A 20,206-nucleotide genomic window follows, 5' to 3' on the forward strand; every position below is an offset into this window, starting at 1 on the left:
GCTTTGTACTCAACAAAAAACTTGGTAATCCGCCTCTTCAGTTTGATTTGCTTATTTCAAGTTGAGAGTGGGGTTTAGTTTATTTATTGATATTTTGTATGGTCTGATCAATCCACGTATTCGCCATACTTCTTAATCTAACATTAATAAATACTCATATTATAAGTAGTGACGAATAGCGATTGCATGGTTTTGAAGGTTTTTGGCAGGTTTCTAATGACTGTTAGGAAGGAAGCCCAAACGAATCCAATGCGCTAGCCACTATAGGAAATGCTCATGAAGCCTTCTGCTCTCCCCTCTGATGTCAATCTGATGGCAGCCACACCGCCGTCATCTTGGCAGCTATTTTTATCGACGTTCTGCCGAAACAAAGGCGCCGTGATTGGTTTTATCGTACTGGCATTAATGGTACTTGTTGCCATACTTGCGCCTGCTATTGCGCCTCACGATCCTTACGAGCTGTTCACCGGTCAAGAGCAATTGCCGCCTGCCTTTTTAGATGGCGGCAATGCGATGTTTTGGCTAGGCACTGATGATGCGGGCCGAGATACATTGTCTCGAGTGATGTATGGCGCACGTTATTCATTGTTTATCGGTCTAAGCGCAACGACTCTGGCGATGTTGGTTGGTATCTCATTAGGTCTAAGTGCGGCGTTTTGGCCAAAGGTCTGGGGCAAGGCCGTCATGTTAGTCAATGACATTTTGATGTCCTATCCGAGCTTGCTATTGGCCATCATCATTGCCGCTATCTTAGGCCCTTCTATGACCAATACGATTATCACGATCGCACTGGTCTGTACACCACCGTTTATACGTCTGACCCGTGCCACTGCAATGGTAGAGCTACAACGTGAGTACTTTATCGCCTCCCAAGTGATGGGTGCTGGCGTGCTCAGACTGTTGTTTATCACCATTTTGCCCAACTGTATGGCACCGCTTATCGTACAGGCAACGATGATTTTCTCGTCTGCTATTTTAGAAGCAGGTGCGATTGGTTTCTTGGGCTTTGGCGTACAGCCACCAGATGCAGAATGGGGCGCGATGCTAGGTACGGCGCGTCAATATATTCAAAGTAATGTTTGGCTAGCAATTTGGCCGGGTGTCGCTATTTTCTTGGCTGCACTATCGATCAACCTGACTGGTGATGGCTTACGCGATGCGCTAGATCCTAAATTAAAGCAGGTGACCTAAGATGACTGAACCATTAATCAATACACCTATCACTCACACGTCTATGAATGGTGCATCAACAAAAGACTCACCCTTGCTGTTAGATATTGAAAACCTGTCGGTTACTTTTGGACAAGGAGTGCGTGCCTTTCGTGCAGTGGATGATGTGTCGCTAAAGATTACCCAAGGTGAGGTCATTGCTGTCGTGGGTGAATCTGGCTCAGGTAAATCAGTCACCATGATGGCGCTGATTGGGCTATTGCCACCTTCTGCGACCGTACGTGCACAGCGAGTGGTCTTTGACAATAAAGACATGCTCAGTATGTCAGCCAAAGAGAAACGCGGCATCATTGGCAAAGACATCTCTATGATTTTTCAAAATGCGATGTCTTGCCTAAATCCAAGCTTTACTGTTGAAATGCAGTTAGGTGAAGTGCTACGTAAGCACCTTGGTTTACGAGGCGCAGCGGTACAGACACGCATATTAGAGCTGCTAGAGTTGGTTGAGATGCCCGATGCCAAGAACCGTCTCAAAGTATATCCGCATCAACTATCAGGTGGTATGAGTCAACGAGTCATGATAGCGATGGCGATTGCTTGCGAGCCAAAACTACTTATCGCAGATGAACCAACCACCGCACTCGATGTCACGGTACAAGCACAGATCATGGATTTGCTGAGCCGTTTGCAACGCGAAAAACAAATGGCCATGGTATTAATTACCCACGATTTGGGCCTTGTCGCGCAAAACTCGCGTGATGTCGCGGTTATGTATGCGGGACAAGTGGTCGAAACCAGTACCGTGCCAGAGATTTTCCAAAATCCTGCACATCCTTATACTGAAGCATTGCTACAAGCCATCCCTGAATTAGCCATCGGTCAAGATAGGCTAAACAGTTTACCAGGGGTCGTGCCAAGTCAATATGACCGGCCAGCTGGTTGCTTGCTGTCTCCGCGTTGTCCGTATAAAGAACCTGCTTGCGAAGTACCGCCACCTATTTTAGATACACCCAATGGCAAGGTGCGTTGTATTGATTCTAATATTACCTCTCGCCCCTCTCACGCTGCTACCTTGGAGTCACAAGTATGAGTAATAAAGTGGTCCTAAAAGCAGACAATCTACACAAGCACTATCCAGTATCACAAGGTCTGGGCAAAGCAAAGGCCTACGTAAAAGCGCTCAATGGTGTCTCATTCGAGCTTGAAGCTGGCAAGACATTGGCAGTCGTCGGTGAGTCAGGCTGCGGAAAATCTACCCTTGCCCGCCAGTTGACACTGATTGAAGCGCCCACACATGGTGAGCTATTTATCAACGATGAAGGCACCACTGGCTATAGCAGAAAGGCACTAAAAGAGTTGCGTACCGAAATTCAAATGGTCTTTCAAAATCCTTATGGTAGCTTAAATCCGCGTCATACCATTGGCTATCAATTGACAGAACCATTGGATATCCATACCAAACTGTCTAAAGAGGAAAAGCGCGACAAAATCAACGAGATGATGAGACATGTCGGTCTACGTCCCGAACACGCTGGTCGTTATCCGCATATGTTTTCGGGTGGTCAGCGTCAACGTATTGCCCTCGCCCGCGCCATGATGCTCAACCCTAAAATCGTCGTCGCTGATGAGCCAACTTCCGCACTCGATGTATCTATTCAGGCGCAAGTCTTAAATCTATTTATGGATTTGCAGGATGAGTATCGTACCGCTTACGTTTTCATCTCGCACAATTTGTCGGTCGTGCGCCACGTCGCTGATGATGTGATGGTGATGTATTTGGGTCAAGCTGTTGAACACGGCCCGAAAGAAGCGATTTATAACGCGCCAAAACATCCTTACACCATCGCGTTACTAGCTGCTGCACCAACGGTAAACGGCCATAAAAACGATTTGACCCTACAAGGTGAGCTACCAAGTCCGCTCAATCCACCAAGTGGCTGCGCCCTACATAAACGCTGTCCCTATGCCAAGCAGCAATGCAGCGAGGTAGAGCCACAACTGCGCGAATGGGACGGTCGATTGGTTGCTTGTTTACGTTTAGAAGAGATATATGGTTAAGGTGACTAAGGTTAAAATGATTAAGGTTAAAATGATTAAGGTTAAGATGATTAAGGTTAAGATGATTAAGGTTAAGATGATTAAGGTTAAGATGATTAACGATTAATCAATATTCACCACACCGCGACATTTAGGAAATTTGCTACAACCAAAAAAGGTCTGACCTTGATTTAGGCCTTTTTTTGCCACGCGCTTTATCATCTCACCGTTACACCTTGGGCAGGTTGGTGTTTGAATTAAATCAGCTGTATGGTCTATCACCTCAACTGTCGCAGAGGAACTCGCTGCTAGTTCAGGATCCATAACTTCAAACGGCGTAAGAAAAACCTTATTAGCAATATCGTGCGATGTAATTGTATGCTGAGTGACTGCCTGCTGAGTATTCAAACTATCAATTGATAACTCGCTAGTTTCAATCTCAGTTTGGCCAGACCATCCATGTACTTCCCTACTTTTTAGAACAGCTCGTTTAGCGGTCTCTTTTACTATCGGCTCTGATTTAGGCTTATTGGCCACTTTAGCAAATGGTTTATCATTAGCGTTACCGCTAGGCTGCTTATTCGTATTTTGGCTTGGATTGCTATGCTTGTCTTTTAGATAGGCTTTATGCTCTCTATTGGTACGCCAAGACTTACTAAATCTATTGCTATTAATCTGCTCAACGATAGATGCAACCTCATCTTCAGTGAGTATCTTATCTTGCTTTTTCTTTACATACGAGACCATCCCACTCGTCAATACGTGCTCGGGCAACTCATCACGAGTTTTCAGCTCACACTCACCGATGAAAGCAATCATCGAATGGAAGTAGCTCAGCTCTAAGCCTAATAAATCTGCGAGCGTCTTAATGTGCAAGTAGTTTTGGCGCAATGGATTTTGGAATTTGAATTTACTTCCATTTTGGAAAACTTGTGTCCACTGTCTTTGGTTCTCGCTACCATATATCCAGCCTTTATAGTTTTTGGTCTCAATCACAAAGATGCCGTATACAGAAACGATGATATGATCGATTTGGGTACTGCCACCATTGGCTCTTGGCAAGGTAATACCGTTTAATCGGTGATAAACATCTTTTTCAAGCTTTAGCCACATGGCGACGTTGATGACGGTTTCACCTAGGAAACCTTTAAAGCTGGATTTTAGGGACATTGTTTCTAGCTATAAAGTAATATCTAAACTAGATAGGTTATACTTCAATAATCTATCTAGCTCAGCTAAGTATAATTAAGAATCTGATTGGAAAAATCAGTACTATTATATTGATTCTAAATGAATTTTATAGCTTAAAATGCTCGATACTTAAAGCCTTATGATTATTGGAGTTGCCATATAACTTAGTATTTCTACTGAAGTGAGCATTCTTGACATTTATATTTAACTTATCAGCGACCCATTGTAAGTCTTGATATGTTAACTCATATAGATATAAATGATTATGTATTATCTGATTAATTAGTTTTTTGAAAAAAGTGCTATTTGTTTCATTCATAATACTTTGAATGTAATCTTTAGGTAGTGTTGTCGGGTGAAGTTTTAATTTCACTGCCAAATTAATTAGCTTATGCGAAAGACTTTCAGAAGATATATCAATAAACTTTTCTATCTGCTTCTGTGAAATGCTTTTTGCTACTAAATCTACTATGAAATATGATAAGTTGAAGGCTATAAGCCTCACATATGTTTTTGCTTTTTCCTGAGCTTCAAGTAACGTTAAACTTTCATTTTCCATTATAATATTTGTTAGCAAACTTACAAATTCATCTTCAGTCATGATGATAGAGTCTACGAAAAACCTTACTATTTTGAACCCTAAAGTATTACATTGTTCTATCGCATATTCAATCTGACTGGTTGGAAGCGAGCCGAACCTATTTTTGAGCACCTGACCTATAACTTCTATGCTTCTAAGGGCTGAACCTGCTTCATCTAATAATTTTAATTGTTTGGCAACTTCAAGATCGTCAGAAATATGCGGCTCCATACTTTGAGTTGCATGAATGTTTATTTCTTCTACAGTATCTTTTTCATGTGATGCTCTATCTTTTGACCTTAACAGCTCTTGTCTTTTCTTTGTTGTACTATCCCCATTATAAGACAGCGTATAATTTTCTAGAAAATTCTGAAAAAACTTATTATCACTTCTGATATCAAACTCCTCTAAGTCTGATAACAACTCAGAGGAATATAAGATAATATTATCTACTAAGTCCGTATTCCTCGCATGATGGACTAAGAATATTAAAACGCTTGCCTTCTTCTCATTATTTAAATTCTGACAAATATCTTCAACAACATCTGTCATATTTCCGTAGTTATCAGCTATATGTTTTCCAGCACAGTAATAGAATACATACTGCTGATTAAATCTGTAAGTATTCTCGTGATCTATATAAATAATATGAGAATTTACCAAAATTTCTTTGATATTATCAATAGTAATGAATTTTTCGCTATATTCTCTAAACCATGAATTAAAATCACTCTCTGAAAAACTATCTTTATCAACTTTTAATAGTCTAAAAGAAAGATAGGATAAGAAGCTAATAACTGAATCAAACGACTCATGGTTAACTTGCTTAGATAAAAGAGAATATAAAAGAACTCTATAACATTCACCTAAAGAAGTCATAGTATAATTTCGAGTAGAGAAGTTTTCATGCGTCTGAAGAATAGTTAAAATAAATATTGGCTTTGCATCGACGACATTGTTTTTAATAACAGACTCTACATGCCCTGTTAGACTATCAACTCTTTCATGGTATTCATTATTATTGATAGTATATATGCTAGGGTTACCAACAGACAGCCATTTGCTATATAACTCATCCCTCTTAACATATCCAAAATCTTGAATCCTATAGCCTTCTATTTCAGAATGCTCACTATAAATACTATTAGAAAAATAGTCTCTTTCTGAACAAAAGAATATTACTATATCGTAAAATTTAATAGAACTTGAAAAGCATATCTCTAAATACTTGTCATTCAGTGCAATATCCTGAATATCATCAACTACTAGTGCTTTTTTACCATTAAATACTTTTCCCTGAAAGAACTCTCCTTTTTTATTTTGCTTTTCAAAAAACTTTTCAGCACTTACTTCTTTTAAATCACGGCCGTTTACTTTTATTAGACCGTATCCTGCTTCAAGTAAGTCAATAGCTATTTTTTTACAAAGACTTGTCTTCCCAGAATACTCAGAACCAACAAAGGTTATTTTTTTGTCTAATTTCCAGATATCAATACTATCTATTATTTCGCCATCCTCTAAACTTTTCACGTGAGGATAAACAAATATATCTTCAAGCAATAACGAGTCTTTTTTAGGATGCTTTATCCTATCTGAAAAGTTATTTAAAGACGCTTGAAATTTAAGTAATGGACTGTTTGAAGCAAGTAACTCAATATTTAATTCTTTTTTTTTAGCTCATCTAGAACCCTTACTAATTCATCATTAATGTTAACTAAGCATTCATTACGGTCTTCAAATTTATCAAGTGGCTTAGCGTCTTTGGGTTGACAAATAATTTCCTTGAAAACGTACTGATTCCAGGTGCAACTGGATAGTATAATTGGAAAGATTGCTGTCTTATCAATCTCGTTTCGTTCTATTGCAGTCTTAAGCTCAGTATTCATACATACATTGGAAGATAAATAATCTTGAGAGAGTAAACATATAAAGATAGAACATTCTTCAAGAGCTGAATTAACATCATCTATAAAATTACTACCAGTTAAAATTTCTCCATCATGCCACAAATCGTATCCATAGTTATTTAATGTACCTCTGAGATACTTCATAATTTGTAGCTTATCATTCATATCTTCGTGGCAATAACTTAAAAACACTTTGCGATTTTCCATAATATTTTCTTGACCTTTCAGAAAGGGAATTATTTAGTTTACTTGTATAAGAGTTTGAAATAACATATTAAATTTTATAATTTCTGATGATTAATAAGTTCTGCTACAACTTGCTCATCAAACTGAGAGTACTGAATTCTAAGCTAAACTTAATTTACCATAAATACTCAACTCATGACTATTTTTATCTCTAATTACAGTAGGCATACTGATGAAATAATCACGGACAATAGCGCAAAGCAGGATTAGCCCCAAAACCTAAATATCATTCACAAAAAAAAAGCCACCAGATTTCTCTGATGGCTCTTTTTTTAAACACTAACTAAGTTAGGTCTATCACACCAAACTATTTACCGCTTCAATCACAGCATCCGTCGTGATACCAAACTCTTTATACAAGTCGCTAGCAGGAGCAGATTCGCCATAAGTCGTCATACCGATGACTTTGCCATCTAGACCAACGAACTTATACCAGTAATCTACATGCGCGGCTTCTACTGCGACGCGAGCACGAATATTGGCAGGCAATACCGCTTCGCGATAGCTAGCATCTTGCTCGACAAAAATCTCAGCACATGGCATAGACACTACACGTACGCCAACACCATTTGCGCTTAGTTTTTCATACGCTTCCATCGCTAAGCCAACTTCTGAACCAGTGGCGATGATGATTGCTTGTAGCTCGCCTTGCTCTTTTGCCAGTACATAGCCACCTTTGGTGATGTTAGCGACTTGCTCGCTATCACGTGCTTGATGTGGCAAGCTCTGACGGCTAAAGATCAATGCTGATGGGTTGTTTTCTGATTTGATTGCTTCTACCCAAGCACTCGCAGATTCAGTCGCATCACACGGACGCCATGTACGTAGGTTTGGCGTGGTACGTAGGCTAGTTAATTGCTCAACTGGCTGATGCGTTGGGCCATCTTCACCCAGACCGATAGAGTCATGGGTATAGACGTGGATGACGCGCTGCTTCATGAGTGCGCCCATACGTACTGCGTTACGTGCGTATTCCATAAACATGAGGAACGTCGCTACGTAAGGGATAAAGCCGCCATGCAATGCGATACCATTGGCAATCGCAGTCATACCAAACTCGCGTACACCGTAATAGATATAGTTGCCGTCAGCATCTTTTTCGATGCCTTTAGCACCTTTGAATAGCGTCAGGTTCGAGCCAGCTAGGTCGGCTGAACCACCCAATAGTTCTGGCAATAATGGCTGCAAGCTGTTGATAGCGTTTTGGCTCGCTTTACGGCTAGCAACATCCCCACCCGCTTCTTGCGTTTGCTGAATATAGGCTTGCGCTTGACTAGCAAAGTCAGCAGGCAATTCACCATTTAGACGGCGTGATAGTTCTGCTGCAAGCTCTGGATAGGCTTTCTTATACGCTTCAAAGTCTGCGTCCCAGTTCTTTTGCTGCACATCGCCTTTGGCTTTGGCATCCCATGCTTCATAGATTTCATCATCTAACTCAAATGGGGCATGCTTCCAAGATAGCGCATCACGAGTCAAGGCGATTTCATCATCACCAAGTGGTGCACCATGACTGGCGGCTAGACCTTGTTTGTTCGGGCTACCAGCACCGATCGTGGTTTTACAAATAATTAGACTTGGCTTAGCAGTCTCTGCAATCGCTTGCTCCGTTGCTTGCGTGATTGCATCAGTATCATGGCCGTCGACTTTGATCACTTGCCAGCCGTATGACTCAAAGCGCGCTTCGGTATCATCAGTGAACCAGCCTTCGACATTACCATCGATTGAGATACCGTTATCATCATAGAAGAATACCAGTTTTCCAAGCGCCAACGTGCCAGCTAGCGAGCACACTTCATGACTGATACCCTCCATCAAGCAACCATCGCCCAAGAACGCATAGGTATGATGATCGACAACGTTATGACCGTCACGGTTGAACTGTGCGGCAAGTGTCTTCTCTGCGATCGCAAAACCAACCGCATTAGCAATACCTTGTCCTAGTGGACCAGTCGTCGTTTCTACACCAGGCGTGTAACCAAGTTCAGGATGCCCTGGGGTTTTTGAATGCAGCTGACGGAAACCTTTAAGGTCATCAACGCTCACATCGTAACCTGATAAATGTAGTAATGAATAAATAAGCATCGAGCCATGACCGTTTGACAGTACAAAGCGATCACGGTTGTGCCAATTAGGATCAGCTGGATTGTGCTTCAAAAATTTGCGCCACAAAACTTCGGCAATATCAGCCATGCCCATTGGCGCACCCGGATGTCCAGAGTTGGCTTTTTGAACTGCGTCAAACGACAGTACACGGATGGCATTGGCTAGTTTACGTTCGCTAATTGGAGCTGGCATAGAGTGTCCTAATATTCGAATGAGTCGTATAAAGATAAGAGGAGAGTTTACTCAGAGGATAATCCATCAAAAACGCGACAGGCGTCCTCAATGGATAGGCTATAAAATAAAAATGCAATATTAACATATTTGCTATGAGCCTAGCCAAAAATGCGGTGACAAGACCGTTTATATTTAGCAATGACTCACATCAGTTTTGTTAAACGATAAGCAATGACGGACTTTGATTTAAGTTATAAATAACAAGCTGCGAGTGACCTAAGTGACAAGCAGCTCATTACTTATATTCAATCTATTAAACTGAAATAGTCTCAGCACCGCCCATAAACGGACGTAATACTTCTGGAATCGTGATGCTACCATCAGCGTTTTGATGATTTTCCATCACTGCTAGTAGCGTACGACCCACGGCCAAACCTGAACCATTTAAAGTATGAGCTAAGCTGGTTTGTTTACCATCTTTGACACGCGTACCCATACGGCGCGCTTGGAAATCACCACAGTTAGAGCAGCTAGAGATTTCACGATAAGTATCTTGGCTTGGCAACCATACTTCGATGTCATAGGTCTTTTGTGCGGCAAAACCCATATCGCCAGTACATAGTTGTACCGTGCGGTATGGCAACTCAAGCTGCTGCAAGATATATTCAGCCTGCCCTGTCATTGCCTCAAGCAACTCATCAGATTGCTCAGCGGTAGCGATGTTGACCATTTCAACTTTTTCAAACTGATGCTGACGAATCAAGCCACGGGTATCACGCCCGTGCGAACCAGCTTCACTACGGAAACATGGCGTATGCGCCGTGAATTTTAGCGGTAGCTCTTTGATATCCAAACGTTCGCCGCGTACCAAGTTGGTCATTGGCACTTCAGCGGTTGGAATAAGGTAAAAATCCATTTCATCGTTATTCGTGTGATTGCTCAATTTAAATAAATCATCTTCAAACTTAGGCAACTGACCCGTACCTTTCAAGCTATCGCTATTAACGATATAAGGTACATAGGTCTCAAGATAGCCGTACTTCATAGTATGCGTATTCAACATAAATTGAATCAACGCACGATGCAATTGCGCCAATTGTCCTTTAAGCACGTTAAAACGGCTACCAGTCAACTTAGTCGCTGCCTCAAAGTCCAACATACCAAGCGTCTCACCAATATGAGTATGATCTTGAATCTCAAAGTCAAACTCACGCGGCGTGCCCCATTTACGCACTTCTACGTTATCGTCTTCTGACGTACCGACTGGTACATCCGCCGCCGGAATATTTGGAATTTGCAAAGCTGCTTGAGTGATACGCTCTTGTAGCGTACGTAGCTCGTCTTCCGCAGCTTTAATCTCACCGCTAACGCTTTGCATCTCAGCCAATAGCTCACTAGCATCTTCGCCTGATTTTTTTAGGGCACCTACTTGTTTAGCACCAGCGTTACGGCGTGATTGCAATTCTTCGGTTTTGACTTGTAGAGACTTACGCTCGTTTTCAATCGTCTGCCAGAACTCCATATCAAGCTCATAACCACGGGTGGCTAGCTGCTGTTGTAGGTCGCTTAAATCGCCGCGTAAGAGTTTCGGATCAATCATAGTAGTTGCCTGTAACACTAAAGGTGAGTAAAAGGTTTAAAAGTATTATTAATAGAGTAATTGCCTAGCACATCGCTATCACAGTCTTTGTGATAACTGGCTATGACGTTATGTTTTATATCAACATATCTTGTAGACGCTATAATACCAAGACACGGCAGATTTGACCATGTTTTGGATATCTTTGACTGCTTTTCACTGTTTTTGGCTGATTTTCACTAGCTTTTGTTCATTAGGCTAATCACTGATAGCAAGTTATTCTATTTCTAATTTCTCACTTTTGCTTTCGTCTAGTCTGAATAAACTGAGTATAGAGCTTGAACTACGTCATTAATATAACATCTATCAGTGAACAGTCTTGCTTATATGTTTCATTTAGGAGTACTTTTCGGTAAGATAAGCGCATACCTTTATTCACTTCTAGCCAAGTACAGCATTGCTGCTTCGCTTTGGCAGTTTTAATCCAACGCTTTTAATATAAGTATTTGAGAAACCTTTATGGCCTTGTACCCCTACACGCTCCAACCTGTCGCCTTAAACCTAACTGAGGCTGAATTCCACCAAGCACAGTATGAACTGTTTGCCAGTGCCAGCCCGTCTTTTGGTTTATCAAGCTTTAAGACCAAAGAGTGGATCATCATGGCAGTGGTTGTGGTACTTGCTATTGCAGGACTTATCTTTGTAACAGGCTATTCAACCATTATCTTTTGGTTAATGCTGGTTGGTGTGGTGATATATCTATTGGCGCGTACTTTAGGTTTTAAATGGTACGTAAAAAGAGAGTTTGACAAACAAGTGGCCGACCAAGAGATGCCAGATGAAATGCGCCAAATGAAGTTAGGTGTACAAAAGCATGGTCTAGTCATGGCGATGCCAAGCAACCAGCCTGATATGATGAAAAACTCGCAAATGCGCGGTATGCAAATGCGTGCAGGCGCAACTCAGCAAGCGGTTATTCCTTGGACCTCTATCAAGAGCTGGGATGAGACTGACGACTATATCTTTATGATGTTTGAGCTAAAAGGTCAGCAAGGTAGCCAAATCGTACCGAAACGCTTGCAAGCACAGAAGTTTCCTATCGATACGATACGTCAACATTTACAAGAAGTGGTTCCCGTTAAAGGCTTAAATCCTGAAAACTTGCAGCCACCAGCGTAAATGTAATGAGGTCTCTCTATCGTTTAGAAAAACAGTAAAGAGACTTAGTTTTAGTTTTATAAAACCAATCGTAAAATTGTATTTATTAAATTTAACTTATTAATAATAGTTTGCTATTATTATAAGCATCAAAGGAAGAGATAGAGTTTATATTGATAGGTACAGATAAAAAATAAAGTATTTTCGCTGTATTTCAATTGATTAGAGTCTTTATTCTTCTTTATTTATTATCATATAACTACACTCACACTATAAGGACAATACTATGAGCAATTCTAACAATGCTACTAACCAGATCGGTCTAGAAAAATCTGACATGAGCGAAATTATCGCTCAATTAAACAATCTGCTATCAACGTATCATGTATTTTACTTAAATGTACGTGGCTATCATTGGAACGTAAAAGGTGAGCATTTCTTTACTTTGCATCCAAAGTTTGAAGAGCTATATACGTCACTACAATTACAAATTGATGAAATCGCTGAGCGTATCTTGACTTTGGGTGGTACACCACTTCACGCTTATAGCGATTTTACGCAGCATACTAGTATTAGTGAAGACAAAAACGTCAAAGATGGCACAAGCTGTGTCAAAGGCGTAGTCACTGGCTTACAAGCGTTAATTGCAGAGCAACGCCAAGTATCAGCGTTAGCAGAAGAGAGCGAAGACCAAGGTTCAGCTGACCTAATCGATGCTTACGTACAAGAGCAAGAAAAACTGGTATGGATGTATAACGCGTTTTTGGGTTAAGAATCGTTAGATTTTACTAGGCTAAATTTTAATAAGCCTAATGATCATCAAATACTAAATAATAAAAAAGCACCTAATTAGGTGCTTTTTTATTGTCTATCTTTTAGAAAAGACTGTTTTATTTTTCGATCCATTGACGCATTTTTTCACGTTCAGCAGGCGTGGCTTGTAGCCATACTTGCATAAACGTATCTAACGTACTAGTAGAAGTATTTACGCTAGATGTTTGCTTAACAGTGGTCGTGCCAGTGTTGACGTTGCTAGTAGAATTTACTACTGGTTGATCTAAAGAGGCGATAGCACGTTGGTTCTGTAACTCTGCATCACCTGCACCGCCGAACACGCCGCCTAGCGCTTTACCAAGGCCTGAAAATAGACCACCTTGGTTACCGGCCATACTTTGCTGGCTAGCAATGACAGTATTGTTTTGTTGCACAGCGAGCGTAGGCTGCTTGGCATATTCTCTAGCAGCTTCATAATCTTCTGGTTGATTAGGCATAGTCAAACGATATGTTTGATTGTCGGCCAATTGTGCCGTCACACTGACATTACCTGAACGCAAATAATCATGCTCATCACGACGCAAGTTATATAAACGGTCATACTTAGCAGTAATAGCATGTTGTCCAGGCTGTAACGTAAATGTTTTCTGCAGCGGCTGAAAAGCGCTCTGCTGAATTTCCTGTCCATTAATAGCGGTTACTTTGATATGGTCATCAACCTGTAGGGTCACTGCTGCCTGTGACAACATAGAGACCGAGGCAGCACCTACCAATAACGTACCTATCGTTAATTTTTTTAGCAAAGAAGCATTCGATTTCATAAGTTATTCCATTAATAGTAAAAGCGAGTTGGACAAAGTATTTGTATTCTAACGGTTATTCATTTTTTGCTGCTAAGAGTTTCACTGTTAAAAATCAAGTGGCATCGTATGTTGGTCTTGATCAGGCGTGTCGTTATCTACTTGCGTCTCTTGAGCGATATCCGCCAGCTCCGCGGCAAGCGTTTGCTCATCGATGGTACGCAGAGCATCGCTTATGACTGCTTTTGAGATATTACTGCGACCAAGGTTAGAAAACATTGGTTGAATATAATTAAGTACTTCCATCATCGCACCGATACGATGCGGTCCATCGGTCAGTAAGTGATCAATAATTCGATCGTCAAACTGCCATCCACGCCGACGCAAAATAGACTGTAATAATGCTTGTCTGTCTGCCAAATCATGACCAGTAGGCACTTTAAAAGTAGGTGCCTGTGCCAAACGCGTCATTAAATCCCTTAGCTGGAATGGTAAGTCGTCAGCGGGTTTATTGGCGGCAAACAATAACTGGCGTTGCCCTTCTCGGCTACGATTAATCAAATGAAATAAAGCTTCTTGCCACTGACTGCTTTGCTCAAGCACTTCCAAATCATCGATAGCAATCAGATCAAAATTTTCTAAAGATGATAGTACATGGACATCTGTATGAATCAGCTCATTAAGGGACAAACAGATAGCCGATTTGTCCATTTCGATAAATGACTCGCAAATAGCAGACAGCAAATGAGACTTACCTGTGGCAGGGCTACCAAACAGATATAGTTGACCGATCAGGCCGACATGTAACTGCCGTACTGCATCGATAATCGACATCCAACCGGGACCGGCAAAGTCGCTGAGACTTGCATCATGCTTAATGTCCAGATTGAGACTTAGCTGTGCTTCTGCCATGAATCATCAACTCGTGTTGCGTAGTGCAATGGAAAAATACAATAAAAAAGATAGGTTACTTTGAGCTGTATTCATTACTATTAATACTAGTCGATACAGCTGTAAGTAATGGCCCTATAGCCTTTGCAAAAATCGGTCAGTCACTTTGTCGAAAACAACGTTAGCAAAACTGGTACCAAAACGGTTGATACTATCAACACTGCGCCTATATATAACATATTTACAAAATGACTGACAAGTCTTTTACCCATTAAGCCTTATCAATCATTGCGTTCCTATCCTAATATTACATATCAATCTTTATCTAGTGTATTCAATAATAAGATAATTATCTTTTTTCAAACAGTGCCAGTTGTTTACGGCCTTTATAAAAGTCAGTGGTCCGATAATAGTTGTATAAATGGCGGAACAGGACATTTAAGACAGCGGACACTGGTAAGGCGATTAGCATACCGACAAAACCTAATAGACTGGCACCAGCCAATACGGCAAATATGACCCATAATGGCGATAGACCAATCTTATCACCTAACAGCAATGGTTGTAGGATATAACCTTCTGCAGCTTGTCCAATCAAGAACGCCCCTGCGACCAATGACAAATACGTCCAGTCCAATCCGAACTGAAATAGGCAGGCGATAATAGCCGCGATAAAACCAATACCAAACCCTAAGTACGGTACAAAACTGGCAATGCCTGCTACCATACCAATGATAAGCCCAAGCTCTAATCCAATAAGCTGCAACTGTACAGCATAAATAGCGCCTAGCAACACCATCACCAGCAATTGACCTTTGATAAATGCCATCAAGGCCAGATCACACTCCTTAGCTATTTCAGTCACTTTTTGACAGTAAGCACCTGGTATCGCCATTTTCCAGTTATGCAAACGCTGATCCCAATTAAATAGGAAGTAAAAGGTCAAAATAGGCACTAATACAATAAGACCTGCATTATTGATGAAGTTCATACTTGAGGTCAGTATTTGGCTCATCATGGTACTAGCATCAGCGAACTTATAGTTCGTTTGCATATAATCGACGAGAGTATCGGAAAACTCTTTAGACTCTAATTGGGGCAGTTTGATACGAGTATTACTATTGAACCACTCTCGTACGACTTGGTTATACCAATTAAATATCTTTGGCAAATAATCCCACGCCGCTTGCAACTGATGCCACAATGTCGGTACCAACCACCATAATAATAACGCCATCCCCAAAGTAATCGTCGAGTAGACAATAATAATCGCGACCCAGCGCTTGATATATTTTGATAGGCGCTTGACTAGAGGATTAAATAGGTAAGCCAGCATAAAGGCAAAAACGAAGGGCACGATGACGGGCATCATTAAATACAAAAGAAACACAGCCACCACTAACGCCACGACAATAAATAAACGCCGAAAAAAAGGATCTATTGGTTGATTCATCATGGCAAGTAATCCTATAGTTGGACGAGGTTAAAAAATTGACAGGTTTGAAAAAGTGACAGGGAGTCAGTCAGTGATAGCGATTTCTAAATGGTATAACTATAGCTATCACAATGTATCACTAGGCTAATTGCTTTCTTTTCTCATTAGTTTTAGCTAGCTAAACTGAGACGTATCAACGTTCCTAAAGAACCTAATTTTTGATAAATTTATGTTTAGTCGTTTTTATTCTGTCAATCACATTTGGACTTGTATTAAGGCCATTATTGACAATAAATTTAGCGTTCTATTATCGCAGAGTACAATAAAAAATCAGTCATTTTTTGTTTCTTAACCGCTTATTTGCCACTTAATGCAAATCTTAGTCAAATATTGGCAAGTTGCTTTGCGAGTACGGTCTGTTTTTGGGTATAATGCGCGCACTGTCTTTAAACTTTGCTTTTGAACTTTATAACGCTGATTTTTGCGTGCTCAATTACTTTACCTTCTAATCCCAATTATCTATCCCCAACTGTGAGATGACTATGAGTGACAAGCCTTCTTTAAGCTACAAAGATGCTGGTGTTGATATCGATGCAGGCGATGCTTTGGTTCAGCGAATCAAGTCCGTTGCAAAAGCTACTACTCGTCCTGAAGTCGTGGGTGGACTTGGCGGTTTTGGTGCGTTATGCCGCATCCCAACAGGTTATACCTCACCATTATTGGTTTCTGGTACTGATGGCGTCGGCACCAAACTAAAATTGGCCCTACAGCTGAACCGTCATGACACGATTGGTATTGATTTGGTCGCGATGTGCGTCAATGATTTATTGGTTTGCGGTGCAGAGCCATTGTTCTTCTTAGACTACTATGCAACTGGTAAGCTGGATGTTGATGTAGCGGCGACTGTCGTGACTGGTATTGGTGATGGTTGTAAACTTGCTAACTGTGCGCTTATCGGTGGTGAAACTGCTGAAATGCCAGGCATGTATCAAGACGACGATTACGATCTAGCTGGTTTTTGTGTAGGCGTGGTTGAAGAAGCAGAAGTCGTCACTGGTGAAAATGTCGCAGAAGGCGATGTACTGATTGCACTTGCCTCAAGTGGCGCGCACTCAAACGGCTATTCATTGGTTCGTAAAGTCATCGAAGTTAGCGGTGTGGATGTTACGAGTAGCGACGAGCAACTAGACGGCCAGCCTATTCAAGACGCTTTAATGGCTCCTACCCGTATCTATGTAAAAGCAATCAAAGCATTACAAGACACGCTTGGTAGCTCAGCGCTTCATGCGATGTCACACATCACAGGTGGTGGTCTGACAGATAACTTACCACGTGTACTACCTGATAATCTAGCAGCTAGCATCGATACCAATAGCTGGCAGTTCTCAGAGCTATTCACTTGGCTACAGACCCAAGGTAATATCGCGCAGAGCGAGATGTACCGTACCTTTAACTGCGGCGTTGGTTTTGTCATCGTTGTGCCAAAAGACAAAGCAGATGCTGCTATCCAAACCTTGACTGATGCAGGCGAGACAGCTTGGCAAATAGGTGAAATGATCAAACGCAGCACTGATGGCCAGGCGGATGCAGTGGTGTACCGTTAATGTCAACTGATAACGCAAGCCAGCCTATCAAACCATTGCGTATTGCTGTTCTAGTCTCAGGAAGTGGTAGCAACCTGCAAGTGTTAATCAATGCAATGCAAGCAGGTGCGCTACCGATTGAAATCGTTGGTGTCATTAGTAACCGTGAAGATGCTTATGCATTGACACGTGCTAAAGATGCCAATATTCCAGTTGCGGTATTGTCACACGTTGCTAGTGGTAAACGTATGGGTATCAAGACATTTGAAACCCATGCCAACGAGCAGTTAATAGCATGGCAACCTGATTTGATTGTCTTGGCTGGGTTTATGCGCGTACTAAGTGGCGCATTCATCGATAATGCACCAGCGTCCATGATTAATCTTCACCCTTCTCTACTTCCGGTTTATAAGGGTTTAGATACTCACAAACGGGTTATACAAGCGGGTGAACGTCGTCATGGTTGTAGTATTCATAAAGTAACCGCGGAGCTTGATGCAGGTCAGGTATTGACTCAAGCCGTATTAGATGTCGATATCAACGACACTGTAGAGAGCTTGCAGTCACGGGTACAGAAGCTTGAGCATCAGTTGCTACCTTGGACGATTTTACTCCTAGCAAAAAATGTATTGTCACTTGAAACAAATAATACATCATCGAAAACACAAACTTATTTACCTAAGTTGCCTCTGCAACTGCTTATAGACGGATAGAAAATCTCAAGCTTATTAAGTTGATTTTAATACCACTTTATATAGCGCAATAAAAAGCCCAGCTACTCATTATGAGCAACTGGGCTTTTTTATTTGATAACTATTTATTATTTACTATTACTTAAAATCGTAAATAGTTATCTATTTAGCTAATTTGTCTAATCAGTTCATTCTTAGAATACGTGAACCGCTTTAATATTGACAAACTCTTTGATACCAAATCCACCATGCTCGCGACCATAGCCTGAGTTCTTCACACCACCAAATGGCAGTGCAGGATTGGCAAGACCGTAACCATTGATATAGACCATACCAGTATCAAATTGCTCACTGGCTAAGCGAATGGCTTTTTCTTCATCTTTTGAGAAGATAGCGCCGCCTAGGCCGTAACGACTGTCATTTGCAATGCGCATTGCATCGTCTTGGTCTTTCGCACGGATTAGTGATGCTACAGGACCAAATAATTCGTCGTCGTAGGCAGGTTGACCTTTTTCAACGTTCTCTAAGATAGTTGCTGGATAGAAGCTACCTTTACCTTCAGGTACCTTACCGCCAACAGCAATCGTTGCACCTTTAGCCACACTTTGTTCTACTTGCTCATGTAGCTGCTCACGTAAATCTGCACGTGCTAATGGACCGATATCTGAGCTGTCATCCATTGGGTCACCCGCTTTGGTACCTTCAAATTTCTCAACGATACGCTTGCGGAATTCGTCATATACGCTATCGACTACGATAAAGCGTTTGGCCGCTACACAAGTTTCACCGTTATTGATTAGACGTGCTTGCGTACAAGTTTCTACTGCTGTTTCAATGTCAGCATCTTCTAGTACGATAAATGCATCGTTCGAACCTAGCTCTAATACAGCTTTTTTAATTGCTTTAGCTGCTTGCTGTCCAACGATCACGCCTGCTTTGTCACTACCTGTTAATGTCACGCCGCGTACTTTGTCATTGCCAATCAATGCTTCTGATTGATCATGGTCAATAATAATCGTACGGAACAAATCACTTGGTAATTCAGACTCGTGAAGAATTTTTTCAATTAGTAGACCAGAGCCTGTTACGTTTGATGCGTGTTTTAGTAAGACACTGTTACCTGCCATCAAGTTTGCAATGGTATAACGGAACACCTGATACGCTGGGAAGTTCCAAGGCTGCATACCGTAGATGATACCGATAGGTTGGTACGTCACTAGCCCTTTTTTCATGCTTTCGATATCTCGTACATCATCAGCTAAAGAAGCGACGCCATTTTCAGCAGTGTAATCACAGATAGCTTTACAGAGATCAATCTCTTGCATGCTTTGGCTATATAACTTACCGCGCTCTTCAGTCATCAGCTTAGCCAGCTCTTCTTTGTACTCCATCAGCTTATCACCAATAGACTTGATGATACGGCCACGTTCTTCGTGACTCACTGTACGCCATTCTAGAAATGCGTTATATGAAGCATCGACAATCTTGTTGACTTCGTCGTTGCTCATATAATTGTAGTTACTGATTTCTTCGCCCGTGGTTGGGTTAATAGTAGTAATGTCTGACATAGTTACTGTCCTTATTATTCGAATTTATAATCGGGTTTGTTGCCACTTGTAGTTATTTTGCTGTGACAGCTTTAATTATTAAATTTACGTCGATAGCACAATCTATTGGTAGCTCGTTTTCTATCTGCCGTTATCTTAACAAGCTATTTGATTAAGAGTTTTACAATATATTGTGAAGTGTGTTGAAGATGTTAATAGTGTGACTGACTTATTAAGTATAACTAAATATCATATAATAACTCTTAAACGCTATAACACAAAAAACCAGCCTAGTGGCTGGTCTAATAACTATATATAGTGGGAGCTAAAGAAAAATAT

Annotated in this window: 16 protein-coding genes; 7 read left to right on the plus strand and 9 right to left on the minus strand. The window is 41.1% G+C overall.

The window, feature by feature from the left end; translation table 11 throughout:
• Window positions 1-276 precede the first annotated feature (276 nt).
• Genes QO187_RS09155 through QO187_RS09165 form a run of 3 tightly spaced genes read left to right on the plus strand, consistent with a single transcriptional unit; the run spans window position 277 to window position 3,228 of the window.
• Entirely contained in the window at window positions 277-1,191 is a 915-nt protein-coding gene (locus QO187_RS09155; RefSeq protein WP_201548896.1) for an ABC transporter permease, read from the plus strand.
• Window position 1,192: 1 nt separating this feature from the next.
• On the plus strand, window positions 1,193-2,260 hold the full coding sequence (locus QO187_RS09160) for an ABC transporter ATP-binding protein (RefSeq protein ID WP_371548120.1): 1,068 nt from the start codon (window positions 1,193-1,195) through the stop codon (window positions 2,258-2,260).
• Window positions 2,257-3,228: a peptide ABC transporter ATP-binding protein gene (locus tag QO187_RS09165; protein WP_102093680.1), complete on the plus strand. Its 972-nt coding sequence runs from the start codon at window positions 2,257-2,259 to the stop codon at window positions 3,226-3,228. The genes QO187_RS09160 and QO187_RS09165 overlap by 4 nt, the downstream gene beginning before the upstream one ends.
• Window positions 3,229-3,330: 102 nt before the next feature.
• Here the strand turns inward: QO187_RS09165 and QO187_RS09170 are convergent, their stop codons facing one another.
• The 5 genes from QO187_RS09170 to serS form a co-directional block, all read right to left on the minus strand.
• A complete protein-coding gene (locus QO187_RS09170; RefSeq protein ID WP_371548123.1) occupies window positions 3,331-4,377 on the minus strand; it encodes an NERD domain-containing protein in 1,047 nt (348 codons plus the stop codon).
• 127 nt (window positions 4,378-4,504) lie between these two features.
• A complete protein-coding gene (locus tag QO187_RS09175) occupies window positions 4,505-6,538 on the minus strand; it encodes a hypothetical protein (RefSeq protein WP_371548125.1) in 2,034 nt (677 codons plus the stop codon).
• A 98-nt stretch (window positions 6,539-6,636) separates the two neighbouring features.
• Window positions 6,637-7,092 (minus strand): toll/interleukin-1 receptor domain-containing protein, encoded by a 456-nt coding sequence (locus QO187_RS09180; protein ID WP_371548126.1) that lies wholly within the window; start codon window positions 7,090-7,092, stop codon window positions 6,637-6,639.
• A 336-nt stretch (window positions 7,093-7,428) separates the two neighbouring features.
• Complete coding sequence (tkt, locus tag QO187_RS09185) at window positions 7,429-9,426, minus strand: transketolase (protein WP_201608105.1); 1,998 nt, start codon at window positions 9,424-9,426, stop codon at window positions 7,429-7,431.
• A 295-nt stretch (window positions 9,427-9,721) separates the two neighbouring features.
• Complete coding sequence (gene serS / locus QO187_RS09190) at window positions 9,722-11,008, minus strand: serine--tRNA ligase (protein ID WP_371548129.1); 1,287 nt, start codon at window positions 11,006-11,008, stop codon at window positions 9,722-9,724.
• Window positions 11,009-11,506: 498 nt separating this feature from the next.
• Between serS and QO187_RS09195 the strand changes: the two genes are divergently transcribed.
• Together QO187_RS09195 and QO187_RS09200 are read left to right on the plus strand one after the other, a co-directional pair.
• The gene (locus tag QO187_RS09195) at window positions 11,507-12,166 is read left to right on the plus strand and encodes a YcxB family protein (protein ID WP_101206317.1); all 660 of its coding nucleotides are present in this window, start codon (window positions 11,507-11,509) and stop codon (window positions 12,164-12,166) included.
• Window positions 12,167-12,431: 265 nt separating this feature from the next.
• Window positions 12,432-12,917, plus strand: a complete 486-nt coding sequence (locus QO187_RS09200; protein ID WP_102093673.1) for a Dps family protein — start codon at window positions 12,432-12,434, stop codon at window positions 12,915-12,917.
• A gap of 118 nt (window positions 12,918-13,035) precedes the next feature.
• Here QO187_RS09200 and QO187_RS09205 read toward each other — a convergent pair whose 3' ends face one another.
• The 3 genes from QO187_RS09205 to QO187_RS09215 form a co-directional block, all read right to left on the minus strand.
• The gene (locus tag QO187_RS09205) at window positions 13,036-13,740 is read right to left on the minus strand and encodes a DUF2057 family protein (RefSeq protein ID WP_102093671.1); all 705 of its coding nucleotides are present in this window, start codon (window positions 13,738-13,740) and stop codon (window positions 13,036-13,038) included.
• Window positions 13,741-13,827: 87 nt separating this feature from the next.
• Entirely contained in the window at window positions 13,828-14,631 is an 804-nt protein-coding gene (gene hda / locus QO187_RS09210) for a DnaA regulatory inactivator Hda (RefSeq protein WP_102093670.1), read from the minus strand.
• Window positions 14,632-14,959: 328 nt separating this feature from the next.
• Window positions 14,960-16,066: an AI-2E family transporter gene (locus QO187_RS09215; protein WP_102093668.1), complete on the minus strand. Its 1,107-nt coding sequence runs from the start codon at window positions 16,064-16,066 to the stop codon at window positions 14,960-14,962.
• A 521-nt stretch (window positions 16,067-16,587) separates the two neighbouring features.
• Here QO187_RS09215 and purM point away from each other — a divergent pair.
• Both purM and purN read left to right on the plus strand, forming a co-directional pair.
• Window positions 16,588-17,649, plus strand: coding sequence for a phosphoribosylformylglycinamidine cyclo-ligase (gene purM, locus QO187_RS09220; protein WP_102093667.1), 1,062 nt, complete (start codon window positions 16,588-16,590; stop codon window positions 17,647-17,649).
• Window positions 17,649-18,341 (plus strand): phosphoribosylglycinamide formyltransferase, encoded by a 693-nt coding sequence (gene purN, locus QO187_RS09225; protein WP_102093665.1) that lies wholly within the window; start codon window positions 17,649-17,651, stop codon window positions 18,339-18,341. Before purM ends, purN begins: the two co-directional genes overlap by 1 nt.
• 173 nt (window positions 18,342-18,514) lie before the next feature.
• Here the strand turns inward: purN and QO187_RS09230 are convergent, their stop codons facing one another.
• On the minus strand, window positions 18,515-19,888 hold the full coding sequence (locus QO187_RS09230; RefSeq protein ID WP_371548133.1) for an NAD-dependent succinate-semialdehyde dehydrogenase: 1,374 nt from the start codon (window positions 19,886-19,888) through the stop codon (window positions 18,515-18,517).
• Between the last annotated feature and the right edge of the window lie 318 nt (window positions 19,889-20,206).

Source organism: Psychrobacter sp. Arc9, assembly GCF_041431295.1.
Classification (GTDB): Bacteria; Pseudomonadota; Gammaproteobacteria; order Pseudomonadales; family Moraxellaceae; genus Psychrobacter.

Coding starts and splice junctions, on each gene's coding strand:
- QO187_RS09155 (WP_201548896.1), top strand. CDS start 277: ATGAAGCCTTCTGCTCTCCCCTCTGATGTCAATCTGATGGCAGCCACA.
- QO187_RS09160 (WP_371548120.1), top strand. CDS start 1,193: ATGACTGAACCATTAATCAATACACCTATCACTCACACGTCTATGAAT.
- QO187_RS09165 (WP_102093680.1), top strand. CDS start 2,257: ATGAGTAATAAAGTGGTCCTAAAAGCAGACAATCTACACAAGCACTAT.
- QO187_RS09170 (WP_371548123.1), bottom strand. CDS start 4,377: ATGTCCCTAAAATCCAGCTTTAAAGGTTTCCTAGGTGAAACCGTCATC.
- QO187_RS09180 (WP_371548126.1), bottom strand. CDS start 7,092: ATGGAAAATCGCAAAGTGTTTTTAAGTTATTGCCACGAAGATATGAAT.
- tkt (WP_201608105.1), bottom strand. CDS start 9,426: ATGCCAGCTCCAATTAGCGAACGTAAACTAGCCAATGCCATCCGTGTA.
- serS (WP_371548129.1), bottom strand. CDS start 11,008: ATGATTGATCCGAAACTCTTACGCGGCGATTTAAGCGACCTACAACAG.
- QO187_RS09195 (WP_101206317.1), top strand. CDS start 11,507: ATGGCCTTGTACCCCTACACGCTCCAACCTGTCGCCTTAAACCTAACT.
- QO187_RS09200 (WP_102093673.1), top strand. CDS start 12,432: ATGAGCAATTCTAACAATGCTACTAACCAGATCGGTCTAGAAAAATCT.
- QO187_RS09205 (WP_102093671.1), bottom strand. CDS start 13,740: ATGAAATCGAATGCTTCTTTGCTAAAAAAATTAACGATAGGTACGTTA.
- hda (WP_102093670.1), bottom strand. CDS start 14,631: ATGGCAGAAGCACAGCTAAGTCTCAATCTGGACATTAAGCATGATGCA.
- QO187_RS09215 (WP_102093668.1), bottom strand. CDS start 16,066: ATGATGAATCAACCAATAGATCCTTTTTTTCGGCGTTTATTTATTGTC.
- purM (WP_102093667.1), top strand. CDS start 16,588: ATGAGTGACAAGCCTTCTTTAAGCTACAAAGATGCTGGTGTTGATATC.
- purN (WP_102093665.1), top strand. CDS start 17,649: ATGTCAACTGATAACGCAAGCCAGCCTATCAAACCATTGCGTATTGCT.
- QO187_RS09230 (WP_371548133.1), bottom strand. CDS start 19,888: ATGTCAGACATTACTACTATTAACCCAACCACGGGCGAAGAAATCAGT.